This is a genomic window from Qipengyuania psychrotolerans (assembly GCF_019711355.1).
GTDB classification, from domain to species: Bacteria; Pseudomonadota; Alphaproteobacteria; order Sphingomonadales; family Sphingomonadaceae; genus Qipengyuania; species Qipengyuania psychrotolerans.
Map to the genome: position 1 here is coordinate 687356 of NZ_CP081297.1, position 22748 is coordinate 710103.

The 22748-nt window shown below is 59.7% G+C and carries 20 protein-coding genes; 10 read left to right on the forward strand and 10 right to left on the reverse strand.

Going from position 1 to position 22748, the window contains the following annotated elements:
• The first annotated feature begins 50 nt into the window (after positions 1-50).
• Together K3166_RS03355 and K3166_RS03360 are read left to right on the forward strand one after the other, a co-directional pair.
• Positions 51-1607 carry a fatty acid--CoA ligase gene (locus tag K3166_RS03355; RefSeq protein WP_221423286.1) on the forward strand — a complete coding sequence of 519 codons (1557 nt, stop codon included), beginning with the start codon at positions 51-53 and terminating at the stop codon, positions 1605-1607.
• Positions 1608-1617: 10 nt separating this feature from the next.
• The gene (locus tag K3166_RS03360; protein ID WP_221423287.1) at positions 1618-2211 is read left to right on the forward strand and encodes a DUF938 domain-containing protein; all 594 of its coding nucleotides are present in this window, start codon (positions 1618-1620) and stop codon (positions 2209-2211) included.
• 63 nt (positions 2212-2274) lie between these two features.
• On the opposite strand, the gene K3166_RS13505 is transcribed toward K3166_RS03360, so the two are convergent.
• Positions 2275-2403 (reverse strand): hypothetical protein, encoded by a 129-nt coding sequence (locus K3166_RS13505; RefSeq protein ID WP_282098806.1) that lies wholly within the window; start codon positions 2401-2403, stop codon positions 2275-2277.
• A gap of 121 nt (positions 2404-2524) precedes the next feature.
• Between K3166_RS13505 and K3166_RS03365 the strand changes: the two genes are divergently transcribed.
• Positions 2525-2749, forward strand: coding sequence for a hypothetical protein (locus K3166_RS03365; protein WP_247714712.1), 225 nt, complete (start codon positions 2525-2527; stop codon positions 2747-2749).
• Positions 2750-2758: 9 nt separating this feature from the next.
• Here the strand turns inward: K3166_RS03365 and K3166_RS03370 are convergent, their stop codons facing one another.
• On the reverse strand, positions 2759-4288 hold the full coding sequence (locus K3166_RS03370) for a TadA family conjugal transfer-associated ATPase (protein ID WP_221423289.1): 1530 nt from the start codon (positions 4286-4288) through the stop codon (positions 2759-2761).
• A 205-nt stretch (positions 4289-4493) separates the two neighbouring features.
• Here K3166_RS03370 and K3166_RS03375 point away from each other — a divergent pair, with 205 nt between their 5' ends.
• Entirely contained in the window at positions 4494-6188 is a 1695-nt protein-coding gene (locus K3166_RS03375; RefSeq protein WP_221423290.1) for a hypothetical protein, read from the forward strand.
• Complete coding sequence (locus K3166_RS03380) at positions 6188-6883, forward strand: class I SAM-dependent methyltransferase (protein WP_221423291.1); 696 nt, start codon at positions 6188-6190, stop codon at positions 6881-6883. The genes K3166_RS03375 and K3166_RS03380 overlap by 1 nt, the downstream gene beginning before the upstream one ends.
• Positions 6884-6888: 5 nt before the next feature.
• On the opposite strand, the gene K3166_RS03385 is transcribed toward K3166_RS03380, so the two are convergent.
• From K3166_RS03385 to K3166_RS03395, 3 genes are read right to left on the reverse strand one after another with little or no spacing between them, the layout of a single operon-like run.
• Positions 6889-7866, reverse strand: coding sequence for a lysylphosphatidylglycerol synthase domain-containing protein (locus K3166_RS03385; protein ID WP_221423292.1), 978 nt, complete (start codon positions 7864-7866; stop codon positions 6889-6891).
• A 4-nt stretch (positions 7867-7870) separates the two neighbouring features.
• Positions 7871-8704 carry a sulfotransferase family protein gene (locus tag K3166_RS03390; protein ID WP_221423293.1) on the reverse strand — a complete coding sequence of 278 codons (834 nt, stop codon included), beginning with the start codon at positions 8702-8704 and terminating at the stop codon, positions 7871-7873.
• Between the two features lie 14 nt (positions 8705-8718).
• Complete coding sequence (locus K3166_RS03395; RefSeq protein WP_221423294.1) at positions 8719-9945, reverse strand: glycosyltransferase family 2 protein; 1227 nt, start codon at positions 9943-9945, stop codon at positions 8719-8721.
• Positions 9946-10089: 144 nt separating this feature from the next.
• On the opposite strand from K3166_RS03395, the gene K3166_RS03400 reads away from it, so the two are divergent.
• From K3166_RS03400 to K3166_RS03410, 3 genes are all read left to right on the forward strand, one after another.
• Positions 10090-10989, forward strand: a complete 900-nt coding sequence (locus tag K3166_RS03400; RefSeq protein WP_221423295.1) for a DMT family transporter — start codon at positions 10090-10092, stop codon at positions 10987-10989.
• A gap of 58 nt (positions 10990-11047) precedes the next feature.
• Positions 11048-12871 (forward strand): glutamine--fructose-6-phosphate transaminase (isomerizing), encoded by a 1824-nt coding sequence (gene glmS / locus K3166_RS03405; protein ID WP_221423296.1) that lies wholly within the window; start codon positions 11048-11050, stop codon positions 12869-12871.
• Positions 12872-13050: 179 nt separating this feature from the next.
• The gene (locus K3166_RS03410; RefSeq protein WP_221423297.1) at positions 13051-15405 is read left to right on the forward strand and encodes a putative bifunctional diguanylate cyclase/phosphodiesterase; all 2355 of its coding nucleotides are present in this window, start codon (positions 13051-13053) and stop codon (positions 15403-15405) included.
• Here the strand turns inward: K3166_RS03410 and purQ are convergent, their stop codons facing one another.
• Positions 15406-16083 carry a phosphoribosylformylglycinamidine synthase subunit PurQ gene (purQ, locus tag K3166_RS03415; protein ID WP_221423298.1) on the reverse strand — a complete coding sequence of 226 codons (678 nt, stop codon included), beginning with the start codon at positions 16081-16083 and terminating at the stop codon, positions 15406-15408.
• The gene (purS, locus tag K3166_RS03420; protein WP_221423299.1) at positions 16083-16316 is read right to left on the reverse strand and encodes a phosphoribosylformylglycinamidine synthase subunit PurS; all 234 of its coding nucleotides are present in this window, start codon (positions 16314-16316) and stop codon (positions 16083-16085) included. Before purS ends, purQ begins: the two co-directional genes overlap by 1 nt.
• Positions 16317-16600: 284 nt before the next feature.
• Between purS and K3166_RS03425 the strand changes: the two genes are divergently transcribed.
• Positions 16601-18847, forward strand: coding sequence for a TonB-dependent receptor (locus K3166_RS03425; protein ID WP_221423300.1), 2247 nt, complete (start codon positions 16601-16603; stop codon positions 18845-18847).
• A 95-nt stretch (positions 18848-18942) separates the two neighbouring features.
• Positions 18943-19824, forward strand: coding sequence for a diacylglycerol/lipid kinase family protein (locus K3166_RS03430; RefSeq protein WP_221423301.1), 882 nt, complete (start codon positions 18943-18945; stop codon positions 19822-19824).
• Positions 19825-19827: 3 nt separating this feature from the next.
• On the opposite strand, the gene purC is transcribed toward K3166_RS03430, so the two are convergent.
• The 3 genes from purC to wrbA all read right to left on the reverse strand — a co-directional run bounded on the left by purC (position 19828) and on the right by wrbA (position 22709).
• Positions 19828-20634 carry a phosphoribosylaminoimidazolesuccinocarboxamide synthase gene (purC, locus tag K3166_RS03435; RefSeq protein ID WP_221423302.1) on the reverse strand — a complete coding sequence of 269 codons (807 nt, stop codon included), beginning with the start codon at positions 20632-20634 and terminating at the stop codon, positions 19828-19830.
• A 113-nt stretch (positions 20635-20747) separates the two neighbouring features.
• Positions 20748-22064 carry a cation:proton antiporter gene (locus K3166_RS03440; RefSeq protein ID WP_221423303.1) on the reverse strand — a complete coding sequence of 439 codons (1317 nt, stop codon included), beginning with the start codon at positions 22062-22064 and terminating at the stop codon, positions 20748-20750.
• A 42-nt stretch (positions 22065-22106) separates the two neighbouring features.
• Positions 22107-22709, reverse strand: a complete 603-nt coding sequence (gene wrbA, locus K3166_RS03445; protein ID WP_221423304.1) for an NAD(P)H:quinone oxidoreductase — start codon at positions 22707-22709, stop codon at positions 22107-22109.
• Positions 22710-22748: the final 39 nt, after the last annotated feature.

The following is a 22748-nucleotide window of genomic DNA, read 5'->3' on the forward strand; positions in this document are numbered from 1 at the left end:
CTTGCTCTCCATCATACGCGTGGCATGATGCGCGGCAGAGGAGAGCCAATATGGACCAAGCGAGCGCGCCCAAGCTGACATTCGATCAGTTCATCCGCCACTGGGCGCAGGAACGCGGCGACAATGTTGCCTTGGAAGAGGGCGATGACGCGCTCACCTTCGGCCAGCTAGACCAGCGCAGCCGCCAGATTATCGCCATGTTGAAGGCAAATGGTGCCCTCAAGGGTGACCGCATCGCTTGGCTCGGCAAGAACGCCCGCCACTATTTCGAACTGTTCTATTCTGCCGCGCGAGTAGGCGTGGTGACTGTTCCTATCGGCTGGCGGCTCGCTGCGCCCGAAATCGCATACATCTTGCAAGACACCGGCGCGAAGATCCTTTTCACCGGAGAAGGCTTCGGAGAACTTGCCAGCAAGTCATGCTCTCAGCTCGACGCGCCGCCCCGGGTCATGGGTCAATCGGAAGCACTGGCTGCGATCGAGCAGGCACCGGCGGATGGCTTCGAAGCTGCCGGGCCCCACGACGCTGTCCTCCAGCTTTATACCTCGGGCACCACTGGCAATCCCAAGGGTGCGGTCCTGACGAACGCCAATTTGTTTTCACTGCGCGTGCCCAGCGAGGTAGAGCAACAGCCCTGGTCAGTGTTCGACGAGGAAGAAGCGATCCTCGTGTGCATGCCATGCGCGCATATTGGCGGGACTGGACTGGGCATCATGGCAATGGGAGCGGGCATCCGCTCGATCGTGCAGGCAGAGTTTACGCCCGACGGCGTACTCGACGCGTTCGAGCAAGGCATAACACGCTTGTTCATCGTTCCTGCCGCGCTGCAAATGGTCGTCCAGCACCCGCGTGCCAAAGACACCGATATGTCGGCGGTCAAATACGTGCTGTATGGCGCAGCCCCGATCCCCCTCGAACTGCTTCGCGAAGCGGTGAGGACGATCCCCGATGCAGGTTTTCTGCAATGTTACGGGATGACCGAAACCACGGGCACGATCGCCGCGCTGCCGCCGGAAGACCACTCGCTCGAGGGGAATGAGCGGATGAAATCGGCCGGCAAGGCTGTTCCCGGTGCCGAGCTGAAAATCATCGGCGAAGATGGTGAGGAACTGCCGCGCGGCGAAGTGGGCGAGCTGGTCTGCAAAAGCCCGTCAAACATGGCCTGTTACTGGAACTTGCCGGACGCGACCGAAAGTTCGCTGAGAGATGGCTGGATGCACACCGGCGATGCAGCATACATGGATGATGACGGCTATGTGTTCATCCAGGACAGGATCAAGGACATGATCATCACGGGCGGCGAAAACGTCTATCCGGCGCAGGTGGAAAGCGCGATCTATGGCCATCCCAGTGTCGGCGAGGTAGCGGTAATCGGTGTTCCCGACGAACGCTGGGGCGAGGCGGTGAAAGCCTGCATCGTGCCCAAGCCCGGTGCCGATATTGATCCAGACCAGATCATCGCCTGGACGAGCGAGCGCTTGGCAAAATTCAAGGTCCCGAAAAGCGTGGACGTGATCGACGTCATGCCGCGCAACGCCAGCGGCAAGATCCTTCGCAAGGACTTGCGGGCGCCCTACTGGGAAGGACGCGAACGGCAGGTCAATTGAGGCCAGCGCCATGAAGCGTCACGCTCCGGCAACTGCGCGCAATTCATCGCCGCTCGCAGACGTGCTGCAACGCGAACTGCCCGGCGGCGGCACTGTGCTCGAAATCGCCAGCGGATCAGGTGAGCATGCGGTGTTCATGGCAAGGCGCTTTCCCGCGTTGAATTGGCAGCCGACCGATCTGGATACCGAAGCGCTGTCATCGATCGATGCCTGGGCCGAGGAAGCCGGGCTCATCAATATCCGCCCATCGCTGGCGCTGGATGCGAGTGAAGCGGAATGGCCGATCAAACGCGCTGACGCGATACTGTGCGTCAACATGGTGCATATCAGTCCGATTTGCGCGACCGAAGGTCTCTTTGCGGGTTCCGAGACCGTTCTTGAACAGGGCGGGCCGCTAATCCTTTACGGTCCATATCTTGAGGCTGGGGTGGACCCTGCACCTTCTAACCTGGCTTTCGATGCAAGCCTGAAACAGCGCAATCCGGAATGGGGTCTGAGGCAGCTGGAATTCGTCGATGAGCTGGCGAAGGGCCACGGGCTGCGACGGACGGCTCGCTACGAGATGCCGGCAAACAACCTTACGCTCGTCTACCGCCGTCGGTAGGTGCGCAAAAGACAAAGGGCCCGCCTTTTGGCGAGCCCTTTGTTTTCAAGCCGTCACGAAGGCTCAGGTTTCGTCGTCGACTGCGTTTGCAGCAGATTCAAGGTCGTCGCTCACGCCGCGAACGGTGTTGCAAGCCGCAGCCGTCAGCGACATCGTGGTGATGCCCAGTGCGAGGATCAGTTTCTTGATCATGTTTATCATCCTTCCCGAAAGGCTCTGAAAAATTGAGCTTCTAGGCGGCAAAACTATCAAAGTAAGAGCTGGTTCCCATCCAAACCTTGGCGTTCGCCAAACCGTTTCCCATATGCGCGCGATGATAGCCTTCCTGACCTTTGCGAGCGAAGCCGACATCGTGGCTATGTGGGGCGCTGCCAGCATAGTGGTTGCAGTCGCTGCCTTGGCCATGGAGCGCAGGCGCGCGAAAAGAACCCGCATCGACAATGTCGGCTGGATGCCGTGGACCGGCATTTTCCTGACGTTCGCCGTGCTCGGCGGTGCCTTGCTGGTGGTCGCCATCCCCGGTGTTTTGCGGGGATAGCGAGGGACCTCAGAGGCAAGCTTCCAGGTACGCCTGATCGAACCCGAACTGGCGGGCCTTTTCAAGCGTGTAGGGACGCAGGCCGCTGGAACGGAATTCGCCAAGAATCTTGCCGTCTTCGCTCTCGTCCAGATACTCGAACTTGAAGAGTTCCTGGGTAACGATGACGTCGCCTTCCATCCCGATCACTTCGGTGATGTTTGTCGTTCGGCGAGAACCGTCGCGCAAACGTTTCACCTGAACGATCAGATCGACCGATTCCGCAATCTGGCGGCTGATAGCCTCCTTGGGAATCTTGATGTCACCCATCAGGATCATGTTTTCCATACGGCCAAGGCATTCGCGCGGGCTGTTTGCGTGAAGCGTACACATCGAACCATCGTGGCCCGTGTTCATGGCAGCGAGAAGGTCGAAACATTCCGCGCCACGAATTTCGCCCAAGATGATGCGGTCGGGACGCATACGCAGGGCGTTCTTCACGAGATCGCCGATGGTGATGGCGCCCTGGCCTTCAAGGTTCGGCGGACGCGTTTCCAGTGGCAGCCAGTGCGGCTGTTGCAGACGAAGTTCGGCCGCATCCTCGATGGTGAGAACGCGCTCGCCCGGATCGATCATTTTCGACAGGGCGTTGAGCATGGTCGTTTTACCGGAACCCGTACCGCCAGAAATAACGACGTTCATCCGGCAGGCGCCCGCAATCTTGAGGGCGGTGCACATCTTCTCGCTCATCGAGCCGAAACCCTGGAGCATATCGAGAGTGATGGGCTTCTCGGAGAACTTACGAATTGAGATCGCGGTACCGCGCAGTGAAAGCGGCGGAACGATCACGTTCACACGGCTGCCGTCTTTCAAGCGGGCATCGGCAAGCGGCGTGGTCTGGTCGACGCGGCGGCCAACCTGGTTCACGATACGCTGGGCGATCTGGAAAAGGTGCTGTTCGTCGCGGAACCGGATCGGGGCAATGATCAGCTTGCCGCCTTTTTCGATGTAGGTCTGGTCCGGACCATTGACCATGATGTCGGTCACGTCCGGATCATTGAGCAGTTCCTCGAGCGGACCAAAGCCGAGCAATTCGTCGACCAGGACCTTTTCGAGTGCGAACTGTTCGCGGCGATTCAGCGTGACCTTCAGTTCGGCCAGCACTTCCATGATGATCGGACGGAATTCCTCCGACAGCTCATCCTTGCTCAGGGTAGCTGCGGCTTCCGGATCGACGCGTTCGAGCAGGCGGGGGAGGACCTGTTCCTTGATCTTGTGGACGCTGGCTTCGAACCCGCCGACTTCGCTATCCGATGAATGTGTTGCATTCATGCGCTCCGAAAGGCGCGCCATCGCCTCGTCATTGGCTGGATTGCCGCCAGAACCCGGGGCCGGGGCACCTTCGTCGGGAAGGGGCGGAAACTGCTCGCCGCCCTCGTCCCTGTCGGCATCGGAACCGGCAGCACCGCCGCCACCCTTCATGGGACGTGCAACGCCGAATTTGGGACGAGCTCCCGCTCCCCCTCCGGCGATGCCGTTCTTCCGTCCGAATGCACTCATGCCAAACCCCCGGCTGTATTACCTCAGTGACTGCGGGATCTGCCATATGTGTGGCAAATCACGCCTTTGCAGTTGTGGTGAATAATTTGGAAACCTTGATTTTTTCCTAATTTCAAACGCTGATAACGTTGCGTTACGACTTGCTTGGGAGGACCGGTGAACCTAGGCAAACTGCGGGTTTCAGGACTTTAGGGGGATCGCAGCTATGGAGCGTGCAGCGGATATTTCGCGCATCGGGTCGCTCTTTTCCGTGATCCTGCTGATATTCTCCGGCCTGGCCACGACAAGCGTGCTGGCGGGCAACGTCTCCTACCTGCCGATGGAATTTTTCCGCAGCCAGGATCTCCCCGTCATCATTGCGCTGATGGCGCTACTGTTGCTTGCACGCCTCGTCAGTCCACCCAAGGGGCTCCTCACGACCCTCAACCGCTTTTATGAGCGCATTACCTGTCTGCCATCGTGGGTTCCGGTGGGTTTCGTTTTCATTGCTGCGCTGGCCGGGGCATTCAGCATCCTGGGCACCTATCCGCTTTCCATGGATGAATATTGGGCGAGGGCGGATGGTTACGCGTTGATATCCGGCAAGCCGATGGCCGAAATCCCCGCACAGTTTCAGGAATATGCCGCTGCGATGCAGCCGATCTTCACCCGCATCAGCGGCGACAGCGCTTTCTGGGCATCGACCTATTTGCCAGTGAATGCGCTATTCCAAGGGTTACTGGGCCCATTTGCCAGCCCGATCTTCGCAGCCGGAGCCATGGTGATGATGGTCCTGGTCGTCAGGCAGCAACTGCCCGATGCGAAAGCTGCACCCATCGTATGCCTGATTCTCGCGGCGACGTCCGCACAATGGATCATTACCGGCATGACAACCTACTCGATGTCTGGGCATCTGTTCTTCAATCTTGCCTGGCTGGTACTGGTGCACATGCGCGGTTTCCGATGGCAGATCGCCGCCGGAATAATGGCTTTCCTGGCGGTGGGGCTTCACCAGTTTGCATTTTTCCCGGTGTTCGCAGGCTTCTTCGTCCTCGAGCTGTTCCTGCAGGGCCGCCGCTCCACTGCGATCTGGCAGGGCTTCGTTATTGCAGGGGCAGTCATTTTCTGGAGCATGTGGGACGGTTTGTCCTACGATATCCTCGGTACACTGCCACCGGCCGCACGCGGGGCAGGTTCTGCTTCGCTCGCCGACAAGATCTTCATGCTTTTGACGCGCAATGACATTTCCGCCGTTGGCATGATGGGCATGAATCTCGTCCGGTTCCAGATGTGGCAGAACCCCCTGCTGCTACCCCTGTTCGTTGCGGCTATTCCCGTCGCTTGGAAACTGGCGGGGTTCTGGCGCGCTGCAGTCCTGAGCAGTCTGGCCACGCTCGCATTCATGGCGATTGTCATCCCTTATCAGGGGCATGGCTGGGGTTACCGCTATCTCCACCACGTCCTCGGCAACATGACGCTCCTCGCCTGCCTTGCATGGTATAGGCTTGGTCTGTCAGAAAAGGCCCCGGCGCGTGCAGTGTTCGTTTTGTGCTGCGCTGTGTCGCTGGCCCTCGTCCCGCTCCGATTTGTGCAGGCCCACGCGTTTGTGGAGCCTTGGGCGGTGGCCGACCAGAAGATCGAGGCGCTCGATAGCGACATCGTGATCGTGGATGCGCCCGACCACCTGTTTTCGGTCGATCTGGTGCGAAACATTCCGCAAGGCCGCGAAGGACCGGTGCGGATGACGAAAGAGCTTTTGACCGAAAGCCAAATCGCCGAGCTATGCTCACGCTATTCAGTAGCTGTATTCGGCCCCGAGGAAGCAGCAGCGGCGGGGCTGCCAACGATTGCCACTCGCGATGCCTCCAATCCAGGGGGTAGCGGGTGTTCCCCTGCACAAAAGACGAGAGGCGCGTTCTGATGGCTATCAGACCCAACGAGCAGTACAATGTCGCCTCAGCAGACAGCCTTGCGGTCAAGCTCGCCGGCTACCAGCGGCGCAATATGTTCGAGCGCTTTCTTGATGAATTGGCGCCGGGCGAGGCAGACACGATCCTCGATATCGGGGTGACCTCCGAACAGAGTTATCCAAGCTCGAACTATTTCGAAAAATGGTATCCCCACAAGGCCTGCATCACGGCAGCCGGGCTGGACGATGCGAGCTTTCTCGAGACCGAGTTTCCCGGACTGAAATTTGTAAATGCGAACGCCCTCGATCTGCCATTTGACGACAAGTCATTCGACTACGTGCACAGTTCAGCGGTAATCGAGCATGTCGGCGATGCATCTTCGCAGGCCCGAATGGTGTCCGAATGTGCAAGAGTTGCGCGCAAGGGGTTCTTCGTGACCACACCCAATCGGTGGTTTCCGGTGGAATTTCATACGGTGGTGCCGCTCGTCCATTGGCTGCCGCCGCGCACATTCAGAGCGGTTATGAGGGCGACCGGCAGGGAGTTTTTTGCACAGGAATCCAACCTCAACCTCATGTCCAGATCGTCGCTAATGGCAGCGGCAAGGCACGCGAATGTCACGCGGCAATTTGACGTTGCTGTAAAGAGCGTCAGCCTTCTCGGTTGGCCCAGCAACCTCTTGCTGGTTGGCAAAGGAAAAAGCTGAACGGCCTATCCGGTCGGCGCGGAGTCGCCGGTGATCGCGATCTTCTGCATTGGCAAAAGTTCAGCGCACGCCAGTAGCAGGCCTAGGGCGGCAATGTTGAGTACGCGTATCGCCACTGCGGCTGCTGCACCGGCAGTTACTGAGCCTCCGGCGATCATTACCAGGCCGGCAATCGACCAGTCGGCCACACCCAGGCCCGCTGGCAAGAAGGGCACGCCAAGAGCGAGGCCAACGATCGGATATCCAATGGCGACCATCGCAAGGCTGGCAGTACTCGCTCCGATCGCGATTACGATGACGGTCCTTACGCTCAGCACGATCAGCCGGAGCGCCGAGAGCGCAGCCAGGATGAACAGCTCGGTCATGGGAAGGTGAGAGGCGCGTGTGAGAATGGCCACTGCCTGGTTGGCGCGGATGTCCGAGGTTTTTTGATTGGAAACGAAAATCGCGCCCAGGCGCGCTGTGACCTGAAGCATCGCGGGGATGGTCAAAACGGTGACTGCCACCGCTGCCGCGAAACCTATAATAGCCAGGGACATGTCCACTTTGAAATAGAGCAGCGCCATGGCGGCCAGCGCGGCAGTTCCGAGCAGAATGAAGTCGAACAATTGCTCGTAAAGCGTGGCATTCACGCTTGCCGCTTCCCGGTGACTGGCCCACCGCGCCAATGGCATGGCCAGTTGGAGCGGGACGAATTGCCCAACGAACGAGCCCCTCAACGTCGATCTTGTCGCGGCCAGCCACCCGGGCGGCGCAGTTGCAGGGTCGAACCATCCGCTCAGTAGACGCCAGCGAAAAACGCTGATCAACTGATTGCAGAGCGTGAGCAAAATCACCCCGATGAGTACCTCGATCGGCGTCCTGCCAATGATCGCGAAAACATCGGCAAGGGTAATGCCGGTGACAATGAAAAGGGCGACAATCAACGCAGCTGCGAAACCAAGCAGCGTAGCGATCAGGAAATGTCGAGGAGGCGATCTCATGGCGTCAATTCTCGCGCCAGGCTGCGGGTACGTCGACACCGATGGTCCGCTCCAACTGATCGTAAGAATTGCGGGCGAGAGCACGTTCAATCCGTGCTGCCTCATGCTGGCCGATCTCGACAGCCTTGCTCGGAGCGTAGAGCAGTTTCTCGAGAAGTTTCCAGCGTTTCGCCGCTTCGACGATGCCGCCGAAACCAAGGAGCCGCGTGACTACACCGATCTTGAACACGATCTGTGTAAGCAGGTCGAAACGGGGTGCGCGCGCAGGGTTCACGACCTCTTGCAGGCTGGCGGGCTGCCATTCATGGCTGATGCCGACATGGTCGCACACGTCGCGGTAGAACTTTGCCGGGTTTGCCTTGAAGTCCTCGAAAAACAGCACTTTGATCTGGTCTGCAGGAAACTCGGCGAAGAATGGCTGCAATCCCGCCGCATAATTCATCCAGGACCGTATCTTGGGGTGTTTCAGCATGTCTTGCGCACAATCACCGTAATCGCGTGTATGGGCGTGCAGCCAAAGGATCAGGGAGCGCGCAAAATCACCCGGCTCGCGCAGGCAGACGAGAATCTTCAAGTCGGGATTATGTTCGCGCAGCAGGGCTGCATTGTGCGGATAGAGATAGGCATCGTGCGATATCTCGCCGATTTTGCCCGATCCTTCGAAGCGGTTCAGCTGCTGATCGTATTCGGCAATCGGGCGCGGCGTCTCAGTTTCGAAGAACTTGGATGCTTTTCCCGGAAAGAGCTGAACGTCCGGATGGTGCCTCAAGGCTTCGAATAGCCAGGTCGAACCAGCCTTGGGCGTACCGATGTAAATAAAGTCGAGCTTGGCGGTCATGGCCTACCTGCAGATCACTCTTTGCTAAGCGAAGGGTAGAATTGTGCCTCGTTGCCGCCGAGGATGGCAAACAGGAACCCTGCCAGCAGGGTCTGCAGCCCCATCGCGCCCAACAAGGCAGCCAGCGTCACTGGCAGGATCGAGGGCAGGGCTGAAAAACTAGACGCTTCCCAATAGAAGCCAACGGCGATCAGGCTGCAGATCGAGCCAAGGATCATGCAGATGCCTGCAATCGCGCAAGCTTCGAGCGTCGCGAAACGATTGCCTTCCAGCCAGGGCCGCGGTTTGCGAAAACCTTGCCGAACGCCGTAAAGGTGCGATGCAGCGGCCATGATCGTGGCAATGTGCCCCACGAGCGTCAACATGGCGCCGATGGCGATAAAGCTCTCGCCAAAGGGGATCCACGGCAAGACGCCCAATGCATGAAGAGCTGCGGCGACCAGGATAAACAGGCCGGTTCCAAGGGCTGCCAGCCCCGGAATTCCGAACACCCAGGTCGGGCTCAGCATGAACAGGTAGCGCAGGTGCCGCCAGCCATCTCGCCACGGGCGCAAATGGGGTTCGCGGTCGCGCAGGTCGGGGCTGAGCGTGGCTGGAACTTCAACCATGTCGAGTTTGAGAAGCGAGGCCTTGATGACCATTTCGCTCGCAAATTCCATGCCTGTGCCGGTCAACTTCAGGCGGTCGAACGCGTCCTTGGTAATGGCGCGCAGTCCGCAATGAGCATCGCCCATCCCGGTGCGGAAAAACAGGTTGAGGATGCCGCTCAAGGCAGGGTTGCCGATATAGCGGTTCTTCCACGGCATGGCGCCTGACGCGATGCCGCCGCGAAAGCGGTTGCCCATGCAGACGTCGTGGCCTTTCTCGAGCTCGGCAATCATCGCCACGCCCTCGGTAAAATTGTAGCTTCCGTCGCAATCGCCCATCACGATGTAGCGGCCCCACGCTCCGCGGCAGCCGCCGATCAGGGCAGCGCCATAACCCTTGTCGGCAACCGGTACGACGCGCGCGCCAAGCTCGGTTGCCAGCGCCTGGCTTCCGTCGGTCGATCCATTGTCTGCAATGACGATCTCGCCCGAAAGGCCAAGATCACTTCTGATCCGGGCGAGGGCATCGAGCGCATTGCCGATGCAATGAGGCAGGGAATCTACCTCGTTGAGGCACGGCATAACCACGGTCACATCGGGGCATTCATCTTCTGATGAAACGGCGAATACCGTATTCTGGACCGCATGCGACATTAAGAACCCCCAAACACCTTGTCTCTGACTTGGTTCACCCTTGAAGAAGTTTGGTAAACAGACGGTAAAGAACGCGCGGTGCTGGCCAAGTGGAGGCGAGCGGTCTAGCGCGCGTGCTTTCACCAATTATCGGATATTTCCAGCATGCAGCAGAGCGAACGTAGCGGCATATTGTTCGCCCTGTGTGGGTTCGCGCTGCTGAGTGTTGGCGATGCGGTCATCAAGACGATGGCCGGGGAATGGTCGCCATTGGCCGTCGCGACACTGCGGTTTGCTATCGGGGCGGTTGGCCTTTCGGCACTGTTGGCGATGAGCGAGGGGGCACCGGCATTTAGCCCAACAAACCCGAAGCTGCAGCTTGCGCGCGGTATTTGCCTGGCTGCGGCCTCCCTGATGTTCTTTTCTGCCATATTCGTCATGCCACTGGCCACCGCAATGGCGCTGGCGTTTGTGTCGCCCGTGATCGTTGCTCTGCTGTCTGGGCCTTTGCTTGGCGAGAAAGTGCGTCCGGCCGTCTGGGCGGCATCTTTTGCGGCCCTGATCGGTGTGGCGCTGGTCCTGCGGCCCAATCTGGCCGAGCTGGGATTGGTCGCCTTGCTGCCACTTGGCTCTGCGCTGTTCTTCGCATTGATGGTCATCGCCAATCGGGCGAGCGCGGGGCAGGGAACTGCCCTGTCGATGCAGGTGTTCATCCAGGTCGGGGCGATGCCGGTCCTGCTGATCGCGGCGCTCACCGGACATTTTTCAGGTTTAGAGGCTTTGCAGGTGGACATGCCTGACTGGACCATTGTTGCCCGCTGCATTGTGGTCGCTATCACGGCCAGCACGGCTCACTGGCTCGCCTACATGGGAACGCAGCGCGCAGGGGCCGCCACCATTGCCCCGACAACCTATGTCCAGATGCTGATCGCGACATTCATGGGCTGGTGGTGGTTCGACGATGTGCCCGACCTGCTCACTTTGGTCGGAGCGTCGATCATAATTGGTGCGGGCTTGCTGCTTTGGTGGAGCACCCCGCGCGCTCCCGTTCAAACGCCTAATTGAACCTTGGGCAATAACCGCTAAGTGAGCCTCATCGCGTTTTAACACCGGAGCGAAATCTATGTGCGGAATTATCGGGATCGTCGGCAATCAGCCAGTGGCAGACCGGCTGGTCGATGGTCTCAAGCGCATGGAATATCGCGGTTATGACAGTGCCGGGATTTGCACGATCAACGATGGCGCGCTCGTGCGCCGGCGGGCAGAAGGCAAGCTCGCCAATCTGGTAGCCGTGCTGGAAGGCAATGATGCGCCCGGCGATGTCGGGATCGCACACACGCGATGGGCAACGCACGGCGCACCGACGGCCAAGAATGCGCATCCTCATGCCACCGATCAGGTCGCCTTGGTGCACAATGGGATCATCGAGAATTTCAAGGAACTCAAGGCCGAACTGACAGCCGACGGCCGCAAGCTGGAAAGCGACACCGACAGCGAAGTGGTTGCCCACCTGATCTCGCGCAGGGTCGAAGACGGAGAAACTCCGCGTGAAGCTGTCGCCAATGTGCTTCCCCGCCTGCGCGGTGCGTTTGCGCTGGCAATCGCGTTTCGCGATTATCCCGATATGCTGATTGGTGCGCGGCGCGGTTCGCCGCTGGTCGTCGGCTACGGCGACGGAGAAACCTATATCGGCTCCGATGCGCTGGCGCTTGCTCCGCTGACCCAGCAGATCACTTATCTGGAAGAGGGCGATTGGGTTGTCGTTACCCGTGAAGGCGCTGAAATCCACGACGAGGAAGGCGAAATCGTCGAGCGTGAAGTACGTCCGTCCGGAGCTTCTGCGGCTGCTGTAGAAAAGGGCAATTATCGCCATTTCATGCAGAAAGAGATTTTCGAACAGCCCACTGTCGTAGCGCAGACCCTGGGATCATACCTGCGTCAGTCGGACAATTCGGTTGCCTTGCCTCAGTTCGATTTCGACATTTCCAGCATTCGCCGAGTTACCATCGTTGCCTGCGGTACCTCGTACTATGCCGGGATGGTCGCCAAATACTGGTTCGAACAGTTTGCCCGGGTCCCGGTCGATATCGATGTGGCGAGCGAATTTCGTTACCGTGATCCGGTGCTGGAGGATGGCGGCCTTTCGCTGTTCATCTCGCAAAGCGGGGAGACGGCCGACACGCTGGCCGCGCTTCGGCACTGCAAGGAGCAGGGCCAGACCATTGCTGCCGTGGTAAATGTGCCAACCAGCTCGATGGCCCGCGAAGCAGATTTGCTGCTGCCGACCCACGCCGGACCCGAAATTGGCGTCGCGTCGACCAAGGCGTTCACCTGCCAACTAGCGGTTCTGGCAGCGCTGGCGGCCCATATGGCGGTCACCAAGGGCTTGATGAGCCGCGAAGAAGAGCAAGAGGTCGTCGGGCACCTGCTCGAAGCGCCTGCCTGTCTCAACGCAGCCCTGGATCATGACGACGATATTGCTTCGATGGCGCACCTGATCGCACCGGCGCGCGATGTTCTCTATCTGGGCCGCGGACCCGATTACCCGATGGCACTGGAAGGAGCGCTGAAGCTCAAGGAAATCAGCTATATCCATGCAGAAGGCTATGCCAGCGGCGAGATGAAGCATGGCCCGATCGCACTGATCGACGATGACGTGCCTGTCATTGTCCTGGCGCCGTCCGGACCACTGTTCGAGAAGACCGTTTCAAACATGGAAGAGGTGCGCGCGCGCGGCGGCCAGATTGTGCTCATTTCGGATGCCAAGGGACTTGAGGAGGCAGGTGAAGGCTGCATGGCCACTATCGAAATGCCCAAGGTCCATCCGCTGATCGCACCGCTGGTTTACGCCGTTCCGGTCCAGCTGCTCGCTTACCATGTGGCGTGCGTGAAAGGCACTGATGTCGATCAGCCGCGCAACTTGGCGAAGTCCGTTACTGTCGAATGATCGGGGCTTGTGGTTATCGCTGATTTAAGGACTGCGGTTCACCATCGCGGCTGATGATTGGCCGGAAAAATTCCGCCGATAATTCAAGGTTCTCTACCGGAAGAGCCCGTTACATTTTATTTTTGAAATGATGCTCGCAGTTTACGCGTGAATAACCTTTGCCGGTTAATCGTGTCTGGGTGAGCCAAACGACAAACAATCTCAATGTGGATGCGGAAACGCTGACCGCGCGCCAGGTATTGGGCCTGGCGAGCGTCGAAGGCGTCGACTGGTCGCGCGTCCATGGTCACCAGTATTCGCTGGTATCGAAGCGAGCGGGTGTGCGGGCAGTGCTCCATACCGTAGCTTTCATGCTGGTCGCAGTGCTCAGCTTTTCTTCTGTCACTCCGTTGATCCTCGTAGCATGGGGCTGCGCGCTTGCGCTTTCGGTGGCCCATGCCTTCACGCTGGATATCAGGTTGCGCCAAGCGGAGATCTCGCGGTTCGGGGCGGACGATGTGCGCGCCCACGCAATGACTTCTGCCACCAAGGGGGCCGTCTGGTCGCTTGGGGTGGTGGCCTTGGCAGCGCTCGGCGCGAAGGAGCACATCGCGAGCATATGGATCGTGTTCTGCCTGCTCGTGGTCTGCACGACCAGCAGCCGGTATTCGGTTCCACTAAGTACTATTGCATTTCTTCTCGCTGCGTCAGTCGGTCCACTGCTCGTGTCCTTGCTGAACGGCTCGACGATGCTCGCTTCGCTGATCGCCTTGACCATCGTCTTCGGCTCTCTTGGCACTTTCGAGATGGCAAGGATGCGCGTGGGCGCGCGGATTTCCGAGCTGGCGATGCAGGAAAAGAGTGAAGTCGTTTCGATGCTGCTGCGTGAATTCGAGGAAGGCGGGGCGGACTGGCTGTGGCAGATTGATACCAATCGCAAGTTGCGCGGCGTGAGCCCCCGTCTGGCCTACGCGATGGGCCGGGAAACCTCCGAAATCGAGGGCGCATCCTTTCTTCAGCTCATCTCAGGCGACGGCTGGAAGACTGGCAAATTTCCGGCAAGCATGCATGAACTGGCCGAGAAGCTGAAACAGCGTGAGAGTTTCTCAAACCTCACAGTCAGAGCCAGCATCAATGGCGAGGTGCGCTATTGGGAGTTGTCGGGCACCCCGATTCTGGATGAAAATGGAGCGTGGAAGGGATTTCGCGGGGTCGGGTCCGACGTGACCGTACGGCACGAAAGCAGCGAAAAAATCGCTCATCTTGCACGCTACGACACTCTCACGCAGTTGCCGAACCGGCTGATGCTTAATGAAGCGCTCGGCAATGCGCTTGAGTATGCGGCGAAGTGGCGCTCGCGCTGCGCCTTCCTGATGATCGATCTCGACCGCTTCAAATCGGTGAACGACTCTCTCGGCCATCTCGTTGGCGACAAGATGCTCGGTGAGGTCGCCCTTCGTCTGAAGCCGCTGCTTGACGAGGGCGAGGTATGCGGAAGGTTGGGCGGCGACGAGTTCGCGATTGTGCTGCCCGATGCATCGGACCGCCGCAGAGTGGACACACTGGCGAAGACCGTGATCGCTGCTCTGTCCGCCCCGTATCATGTCGAAAACCACGTGCTGTATGTCGGTGCCAGTGTCGGCTCCGCGATTGGCCCGCGCGATGGCAGCAAGGTGGAGGAAATCCTCCGCAATGCCGATCTGGCCCTCTATCGCGCGAAGGGCGAGGGCGGCGGGGTTCATTTCGAGTATGAACCATCGCTCCACGCGATAGCAGAAGAGAGCCGCCAGCTGGAATTCTCGCTCCGCAATGCGCTCGAGAATGACGAACTCACGCTGCACTACCAGCCGGTTGTCGATGCAAATTCAGAAGCTGTCGTCAGCTTTGAAGCGCTAGTGCGCTGGAACAGCAAGGAACATGGTTTCGTCAGCCCGGGCAAGTTCATCCCGATTGCCGAAGATACGCGGTTGATCGTTCCGATCGGTACGTGGATCATGAACGAAGCGTGCCGCGAAGCCGCAACGCATTGGCCCGAACACGTTAAGGTCAATGTCAATGTGTCGCCCGAGCAGCTGCTTGAGCCCGATTTCGCAGGTACGGTGGTTCGCGCGCTATCGCATAGCGGTTTGGCAGCCCACCGCCTTGAGATCGAGGTGACCGAAAGCATTTTCCTGCGTGATGCAGGTATAGTGCGCAAAGCGCTGGAACAGTGCATTGCGCTGGGCTGCTCGGTTGCACTGGATGACTTCGGAACCGGCTATTCTTCGCTCGGGTATCTGCGCAAGCTGGATTTCACCACCATCAAGGTCGACCGTACTTTTGTTCAGGGTGCCGGACAAAACAGTCCGGAAAGTCTCGCAATCATCCGCGCCGTGGTCGCCATGGCCGACAGCCTTGATATGACCACGACCGCAGAGGGCGTCGAAAACGAGGAAGAGGCTGAGCTCATCCGCCGCCTCGGCTGCACCAAGATCCAGGGCTACCACTTTGGCAGGCCGATGCCGGCTTCTGATGCGCGCAAGATATTCGCGCGCGACCAACGCCAGACGGCCTGATCAGGCTTGTGCGAGGCTGCGAATAGCGGCTTCGAAAAGTGCGCGCCCGTCGGTCCCGCCGTGTGCAGGTTCGACTGCGCGTTCAGGGTGCGGCATCATACCCAGCACGTTCCCGGCTGCATTGAGCACGCCTGCGATGTCGCGCTGTGACCCATTGCAGTTTTCGGTGTAGCGGAAGGCAACTCGGCCATCGCCTTCGAGCTGGTCGAGTGTTTCGGCATCGGCAAAGTAATTGCCATCATGGTGCGCGACCGGGATCGCGATTTCCTGGCCCGCCTCGTATCCGCTGGTGAACAGCGACTGCGCATTTTCGACCCTGAGGTTCACGGTGCGGCAGATGAAGTTCTGCTGGGCATTGCGCATCAGCGCCCCGGGCAACAGCCGCGCTTCGGTCAAAACCTGGAAGCCGTTGCACACACCTAGAACCGGTACGCCGCGTTCCGCGGCACGGACCACTTCACGCATGATCGGACTATTGGCGGCCATCGCGCCGGACCGCAGGTAATCTCCATAGGAAAAACCGCCGGGCAGGGCGATGAAGTCGAGACTGTCGGGCAATGATGCATCGCCGTGCCAAACCCGTTCGGGCGCAACCCCGGAAACCTGCTCGATCGCCACCGCCATGTCGCGGTCGCAATTGGAGCCGGGAAAAGTGACGACGGCCGCGCGGAAAGCCATCAGTCGAGCTTCTCGATACGGTAGTTTTCGATCACCGTGTTCGCGAGCAATTTTTCGCACATGTCGGTCAGCGCTTCATCGCTGGTGCCATCGGCGACGTCGAGGTCGATCGTGCGGCCGACCCGCGCATCTTTCACGCCGGTAAAGCCGAGTCCTTCCAGGGCATGGTGGACTGCGCGACCTTGCGGGTCGAGCACGCCGGGCTTGAGGCTGACAAGAACGCGGACTTTCATGGGCTGGCCTTTGCTCGCATGGAGATTTGGATTCCTGCGCGCCTATGCCGCGAGAGAGCGCGAAGGGCAAGCGGTGCGCGAATCCACAGCGGGGACAATGACTTGCGCCGGATTCCCCGCGAAACTCTATGTTACCGCAATGCAACATTGTGTCAGAACCGCGCAGTTCCGGGGTTTTCAGAGTCGAGATTCGTGACAGATCGGCTAGAGGGCGCGGGTCAATTCCCCTCTCCCATCCAACCAACCCGCGCTTGAAATCGACGCAGGGCCAAAAGGATTATCTCATGGTTGACCGCTCCCTTACTCTCCGCCTCCTTTCCGCCAGCACGCTGGCACTCGCTTTCGCGCAGCCGGCAATGGCTCAGGAAGTACCCGAAGATGTCGATAGCTCTGACACCGAAATGACCGGTGCCGAAGAAGCCGGTAACGGCCAGCTCGACATGATCGTGGTTACCGCCAACCGCCGCGAAGAAAACCTGCAGGACGTGCCGGTTTCTGCCGCCACGTTGTCGGCAGACGCCACCCGCAGCATTTTTGATGCCGGCGCCGACATCACGGCATTGTCCGCTCATGTCCCCGGCCTCTTCGTGGAAAGCTCGAACGGCCGCGCCGCTCCGCGTTTCTATATCCGCGGTTTGGGCAACACCGATTTCGACCTTGCTGCCTCGCAGCCGGTTTCGGTCGTGATGGATGACGTCGTCCTCGAAAACGTCACGCTCAAGAGCTTCCCGATCTTCGACGTGGAACGCGTCGAGGTTCTTCGCGGACCTCAGGGTACCTTGTTCGGCCGCAATACGCCGGCCGGTATCGTGAAGATCGACACCGTTAAGCCGGGCGACGAATTTGCCGTCACCGGTTCGGCCAGCGTTGGCAGCTTCGGCTCGGTCGCGATCGATGGCGGTGTGACCATCCCGCTGGCTCCCGGCCTCGCATCCGTGCGCCTTTCGGGCATGTGGCAGCAGCGCGACAACTGGGTCGACAACGGCTTTACCGGTGAAGAAGACGCCTATGGTGCATACACCGACATCGCAGGCCGCGCGCAATTGCTGATCACGCCGACGGATCGCCTGTCGATCCTCGGCTCCTACTCGATCCGCGATCTCGACGGTACTTCGACGCTGTTCCGCGCCAATATCCTTGGCCCGGGCAACAACGACCTCAACGAAAACTACGACCGTGACACCGTGTTCTACGATGCCGGCGCTGGAAACCAGGCCCAGTACAAGGCTGAAATCTACACCGGCAAGGTCGACTACGAAGCCGATTTCGCTACTTTCACCTCGATCACCAGCTTTGCTGAAAGCGAAGGTTCGAGCCGCGGCGATATCGATGGCGGCTTCGGCGCCAGCTTCCTGCCGATCATGGGCCCGGGCTTCATTCCGTTCCCGTCGGACACGCAGGATTCGATCACGCTCGACCAGTTCACCCAGGAAGTGCGCATCGCCAGCAACGGCGGCAACTTCCTCGATTGGCAGGTCGGTGGGTTCTACTTCGACAGCGATTTCGATGTGACCACGGTCGGCTTCGACTTCCCGCCATCGGTAACCGTGAACCACACCAATGAAAGCTGGGCGCTGTTCGGCCAGGTTTCGGCACAGGTGACGGACATCATCAAGCTGACCGGCGGCCTCCGCTACACGGAAGACGAGAAAGAGTTCTTCGTCCGTGATGCGCTCGATCCTCAGGCACGTTCGGTTTCTGACGAGCGTATCAGCTGGGACGTGGCGGCATTTGTCGACGTAACCGCTGACGCCAGCGTTTATGCCCGCGTGGCGAGCGGTTTCCGCGCTCCGACGATCCAGGGCCGTGACGTGGCGTTCTTCGCACCGCCTTCAATCGCGACCAGCGAAAAGATCATGAGCTATGAAGTCGGTTTCAAGTCGGAATTTGCGGATCGCCGCATTCGCCTGAACGGTGCAGCATACTTCTACAACATCGAAGATCCGCAGTTCTCGGCGGTTGGTGGTGCGGGTAACCTCGTGCAGCTGGTCAACGCAGCGGATGGCCGGGGTTATGGCTTCGAACTGGACAGCGCCTTCCAGATCACGCCGAACTTCCTGATCACTGCCGGTGCCAGCTATAACAACACCGAAATCCGTGACGAGAACCTCGCGGTCGGCATTTGTGCGCAGTGCACCGTGCTCGATCCGATCGTGAACCTGAGTGGCACCGACCGTGCGCTGGTGGACGGCAATCCGTTCCCCAACGCTCCGGAATGGATTGCCGACATGACTGCGCGTTACGCCATCCCGATGGGTGCGGTTGGCGAACTCTTCGCCTACACCGACTGGACCTACCAGGGCGAGACGAGCTTCTTCCTTTATGACAGCGCTGAATATGTCGTCGACAACCAGATCGAAGGCGGTCTGCGTGTCGGTTACGCCAAGCGCGACGGAAGCTTCGAGATTGCAGCGTTTGCCCGCAACATCACCAATGCGGACAATGTGAAGGGCGGTATCGACTTCAACAACAATACGGCGTTCGTGAACGATCCGCGTGTGATCGGTCTGTCGGTTCGAATCGACTACTGATTGCACTAAACGAAAAGAAATCGGGGCCGGAAGGGGAAACCTTTCCGGCCCCTTTTTCATGGAATGACAGGGCGTTCGCCGGTAAGCCGAATGCGATGACCGCACTCGACCTCGTTTATAACCCTGTGTCCGGCAGCTTCAGTCAGTCGCATCTCGATGCGTTGAGGAATGCGCTGGTCGATCACGGGTTTTCAGTGACGTTGTTGCCAACCACTGCCGAAGGCGCCCGGTTGTCCGGTACTGCTCAAATCGTCTGCGTTCATGGCGGTGACGGAACCCTGCGTGATACCGTTCAGGCCTTGGGCGATCAGGCTGGCGACGTGGCGCTATGCGTTGCACCGTCCGGCACGATCAACCTTGTCGCTCGCGAACTGGGTTACCGGCGAAAGCCCCGATCATTCGCAGCCGACCTGCGGGCTGCATGGGATCGCGGGGAGGGCAGCTGGACGCCTTCGCCCCTGTACCGCCTCGGCGATATGCCGATCGTCTCATGCCTGTCGATCGGACCGGACAGCCATGCGGTGGCCCGTGTCGATGGCAAGCTGAAAAAGCGCATCGGGCGCTATGCCTATGTCGTCGCGCTGGCCCAGCAGATGCGCGATTGGCCGAGGAGCACGATGACGATCCGCGGCGAGTTGGCGAATGGCGAGCCGTTCGAATATGAAGCAGAGGCTGCGATCGTCAGCCATGCTGCGCTGTATGCGGGACCGTTCAAGGTGAGCCCGGAGGCCGCATTGGCGGCAGATTCGGTCGAGCTTATCACCCTGACCCGTTCGACCCGGCTGGGCACCATGGCGCTCAGCCTGGCGGTTATGCTGCGTCTGCCGGTTGCGCGGCTGGGCATTGCGGAAATCAGGTCATGCCGCAGGGTCGAATTCGACCGCTGCGTCACACCCGTCCAGGTGGACGGCGACCACATGCCGGACTGCGCATTTGCCATCGCGCCGAGCGGGATGACATTGCGCTACATCACCTGAACCTTATTTCTTGGCAGGTTTCGCAGGTGTTCTGAGGCGCCCGCGGTGGGCGTTCATGTCGAGCACTTCACCGGGGCCATTGTCTTCGTTCTGGAGCAGTCCAAGGCGGCGGGCGACTTCCTGATAGGCTTCGCTTTCGCCGCCAAGATCGCGGCGGAACCGGTCCTTGTCGAGCTTTTCACCGGTGTTGATGTCCCACAGGCGGCAGCCATCAGGGCTGATCTCGTCGGCCAGGATCACGCGGCTGAAATCGCCGTCATAGATGCGGCCGAATTCCAGTTTGAAATCCACCAGGCGGATGTCGATGGCGGCAAACATCCCGGACAGGAAATCGTTGATGCGGATCGCCATGCTGGACATGTCCTGCATTTCTTCGTGGCTGCACCAGTTGAAGCAGGCGATTTCCTCTTCGGAGACCTTCGGGTCGCCGAGGCTGTCGTCCTTGTAGCAATATTCGATCAGCGTGTGCGGCAGCACCTCGCCTTCTTCGATATTCAGGCGCTTCGTGAGCGAGCCTGCGGCCACGTTGCGGACCACCACTTCCAAGGGAATAATCTCGACCTGACGGACGAGCTGTTCGCGCATGTTGAGGCGGCGGATGAAGTGCGTCGGAATGCCGATGTGCGACAGCCGCGTGAACACATATTCGCTGATGCGATTATTGATCACGCCCTTGCCGTTGATCGTGCCTTTTTTCTCGTTGTTGAACGCCGTGGCGTCATCCTTGAAATACTGGATGATCGTGCCCGGTTCGGGGCCCTCATAGAGGATCTTGGCCTTGCCTTCGTAAATCTGGCGGCGACGTGCCATGGCGATATTCCTTCACGCTCAAAAACTGTCGCCCCGGCAGCGGAATCGGCTGGCTTCCGCTTGATCCGGGGCGTCTTGCCGCGCGCTTTATCGTGAATGCGAGTGCGAGGCAATCATGCCGGTGGCGGTACCTTGCCGGCAGGTGCATCTTCCACGGCCGGTGCGTGGTCATGCTTGAGCTTGTCGATGAGGCGGCCAAGCGTGGCGCGCTGGACCAATACGCTGAACAGCACAGCAGCGAAGGTGGCCGCGAGGATCAGGTCGCGGGTCTCTCCGGCAGGCAGCGACAGGGCGAGGGCGATGGAGATGCCGCCTCTGAGGCCGCCCCACCACAGGACCCGCCCGGCCCCCTTGTCGGCCAGGCGCGTTGCCGGAATGGTCTTGGTCGAAACGAAAATGCCCACGGCACGCGCGGCGAGCGACAGCGGGATGGCGAGCAAGCCGAAGATCAGGGCATCGGTGCCCGCAACAAGGACGATCATCTCCAGCCCGATCAGCAGGAACAGTACCGAGTTGAGGAGTTCGTCCACCAGTTCCCAGAACTTGAGCAGGTAGTCCCGCGTGACGTCGCTCATGGCGTAGGTAACGCCGTGATTGCCGATCAACAGCCCTGCAACCGCCATCGCCAGCGGTCCCGAGATGTGGAGGTAGCTGCACAGCGCATAGCTGCCCATGACCACGGCAAGCGTGATGAGAACTTCCAGCGTGTATTCGTCCATCCCTGCAAGCGCCCGGTAACCCACGAACCCCGCGACAAGGCCGACCAGGACACCGCCGCCAGCTTCGATGGCGAACAGGCGGGCGCCTTCGGCGAGGCTGAAATCCGTGCCCGTGACCGCCGCACCGAGCAGGATGATGAAGATCACGATGCCCACGCCGTCATTGAACAGGCTTTCGCCCGCCACCGCGCTCTGCAGCGATAGCGGGACATTCTCTTCCCTCAGCACGCCGAGGACCGACACCGGGTCGGTGGGCGCGATCAGTGCGCCGAAGACGAAATACCAGATTGGTGCGATGGGCAGGGCCAGCAGCATGCCTACGCCCCACATCGCAAGACCAACCAGCACCGTCGAGATGATGACCCCGACCGTGGACAGCAGCAGGACTGGTAGCCATGCAACCTTCAACCTGTCGAGATCGACGTGGAGCGCGCCTGCAAACAGCAGGAAACTCAGCATCCCCTGCAACAATGTATCGGTGAAATTCAGCTGACGCAGCGTCTGCGCGACCCAGTCATCCAGCGTGATGCCGGGGATAAATGCGTCTACGACCATCAATCCGATCGCTGCCAATGCACCCATAACCGTAAGGCCGATGACGTGCGGCAATTTTATGAAGTGATGGTTGAACCAGCCAAGCAACGCACTCGCGACGACGAGCAGGGCTGCGATTTCGAACGGATTGAGCGCGGTGCTGGCTGTTTCGTGCATGGTGACGAGCGATAGCGCGTGGCCGCGCTATCGCAAGCCCCGTCAATCTTTCAGTTTTGCCGCCGTATTGGCTACGCGGCGGCCGAGATAACGCGCTCCGTCAAGTTCGACCTCGCTCGGCTGGCGCGATCCGTCGCCGTCGGCAATGGTGGTCGCGCCATAAGGTGCGCCGCCCTTGACTTCGTCCACGCCCATCTGGCCCTGGAATCCGTAGTCGAGACCAACCACGGTCATGCCCATGTGCAGAAGATTGTTGAGGATCGACCACAAGGTGGTTTCCTGACCGCCATGCTGGCTGGCTGTCGAAGTGAAGGCGGCGCCGACTTTTCCAATCAGCGCGCCTTTCTGCCATAGCCCGCCAGTAGTGTCCCAGAAACTGGCCATCTGGCTGGTCATCCGGCCATACCGCGTGGGCGATCCCACGATGATGCCGTCGTATTCGGCCAGTTCGTCGGGACCGCCGATACAGGTGTGGCCTTCCATTTCCTGGAAACCTGCGCTCTTTACCACTTCTTGGGGGGCAGTTTCCGGCACATGACGCAAGACGGCCTCGGCCCCTGTTTCGCGCACTCCCTCGGCAATCGCTTCAGCCATCTTGGCAGTGTGGCCGTATGAGGAATAGAAGAGGATCAGTATGCGGGTCATGGTATTCTCCTGGGAATGTGGTTCGGCTTCTGAATGCCC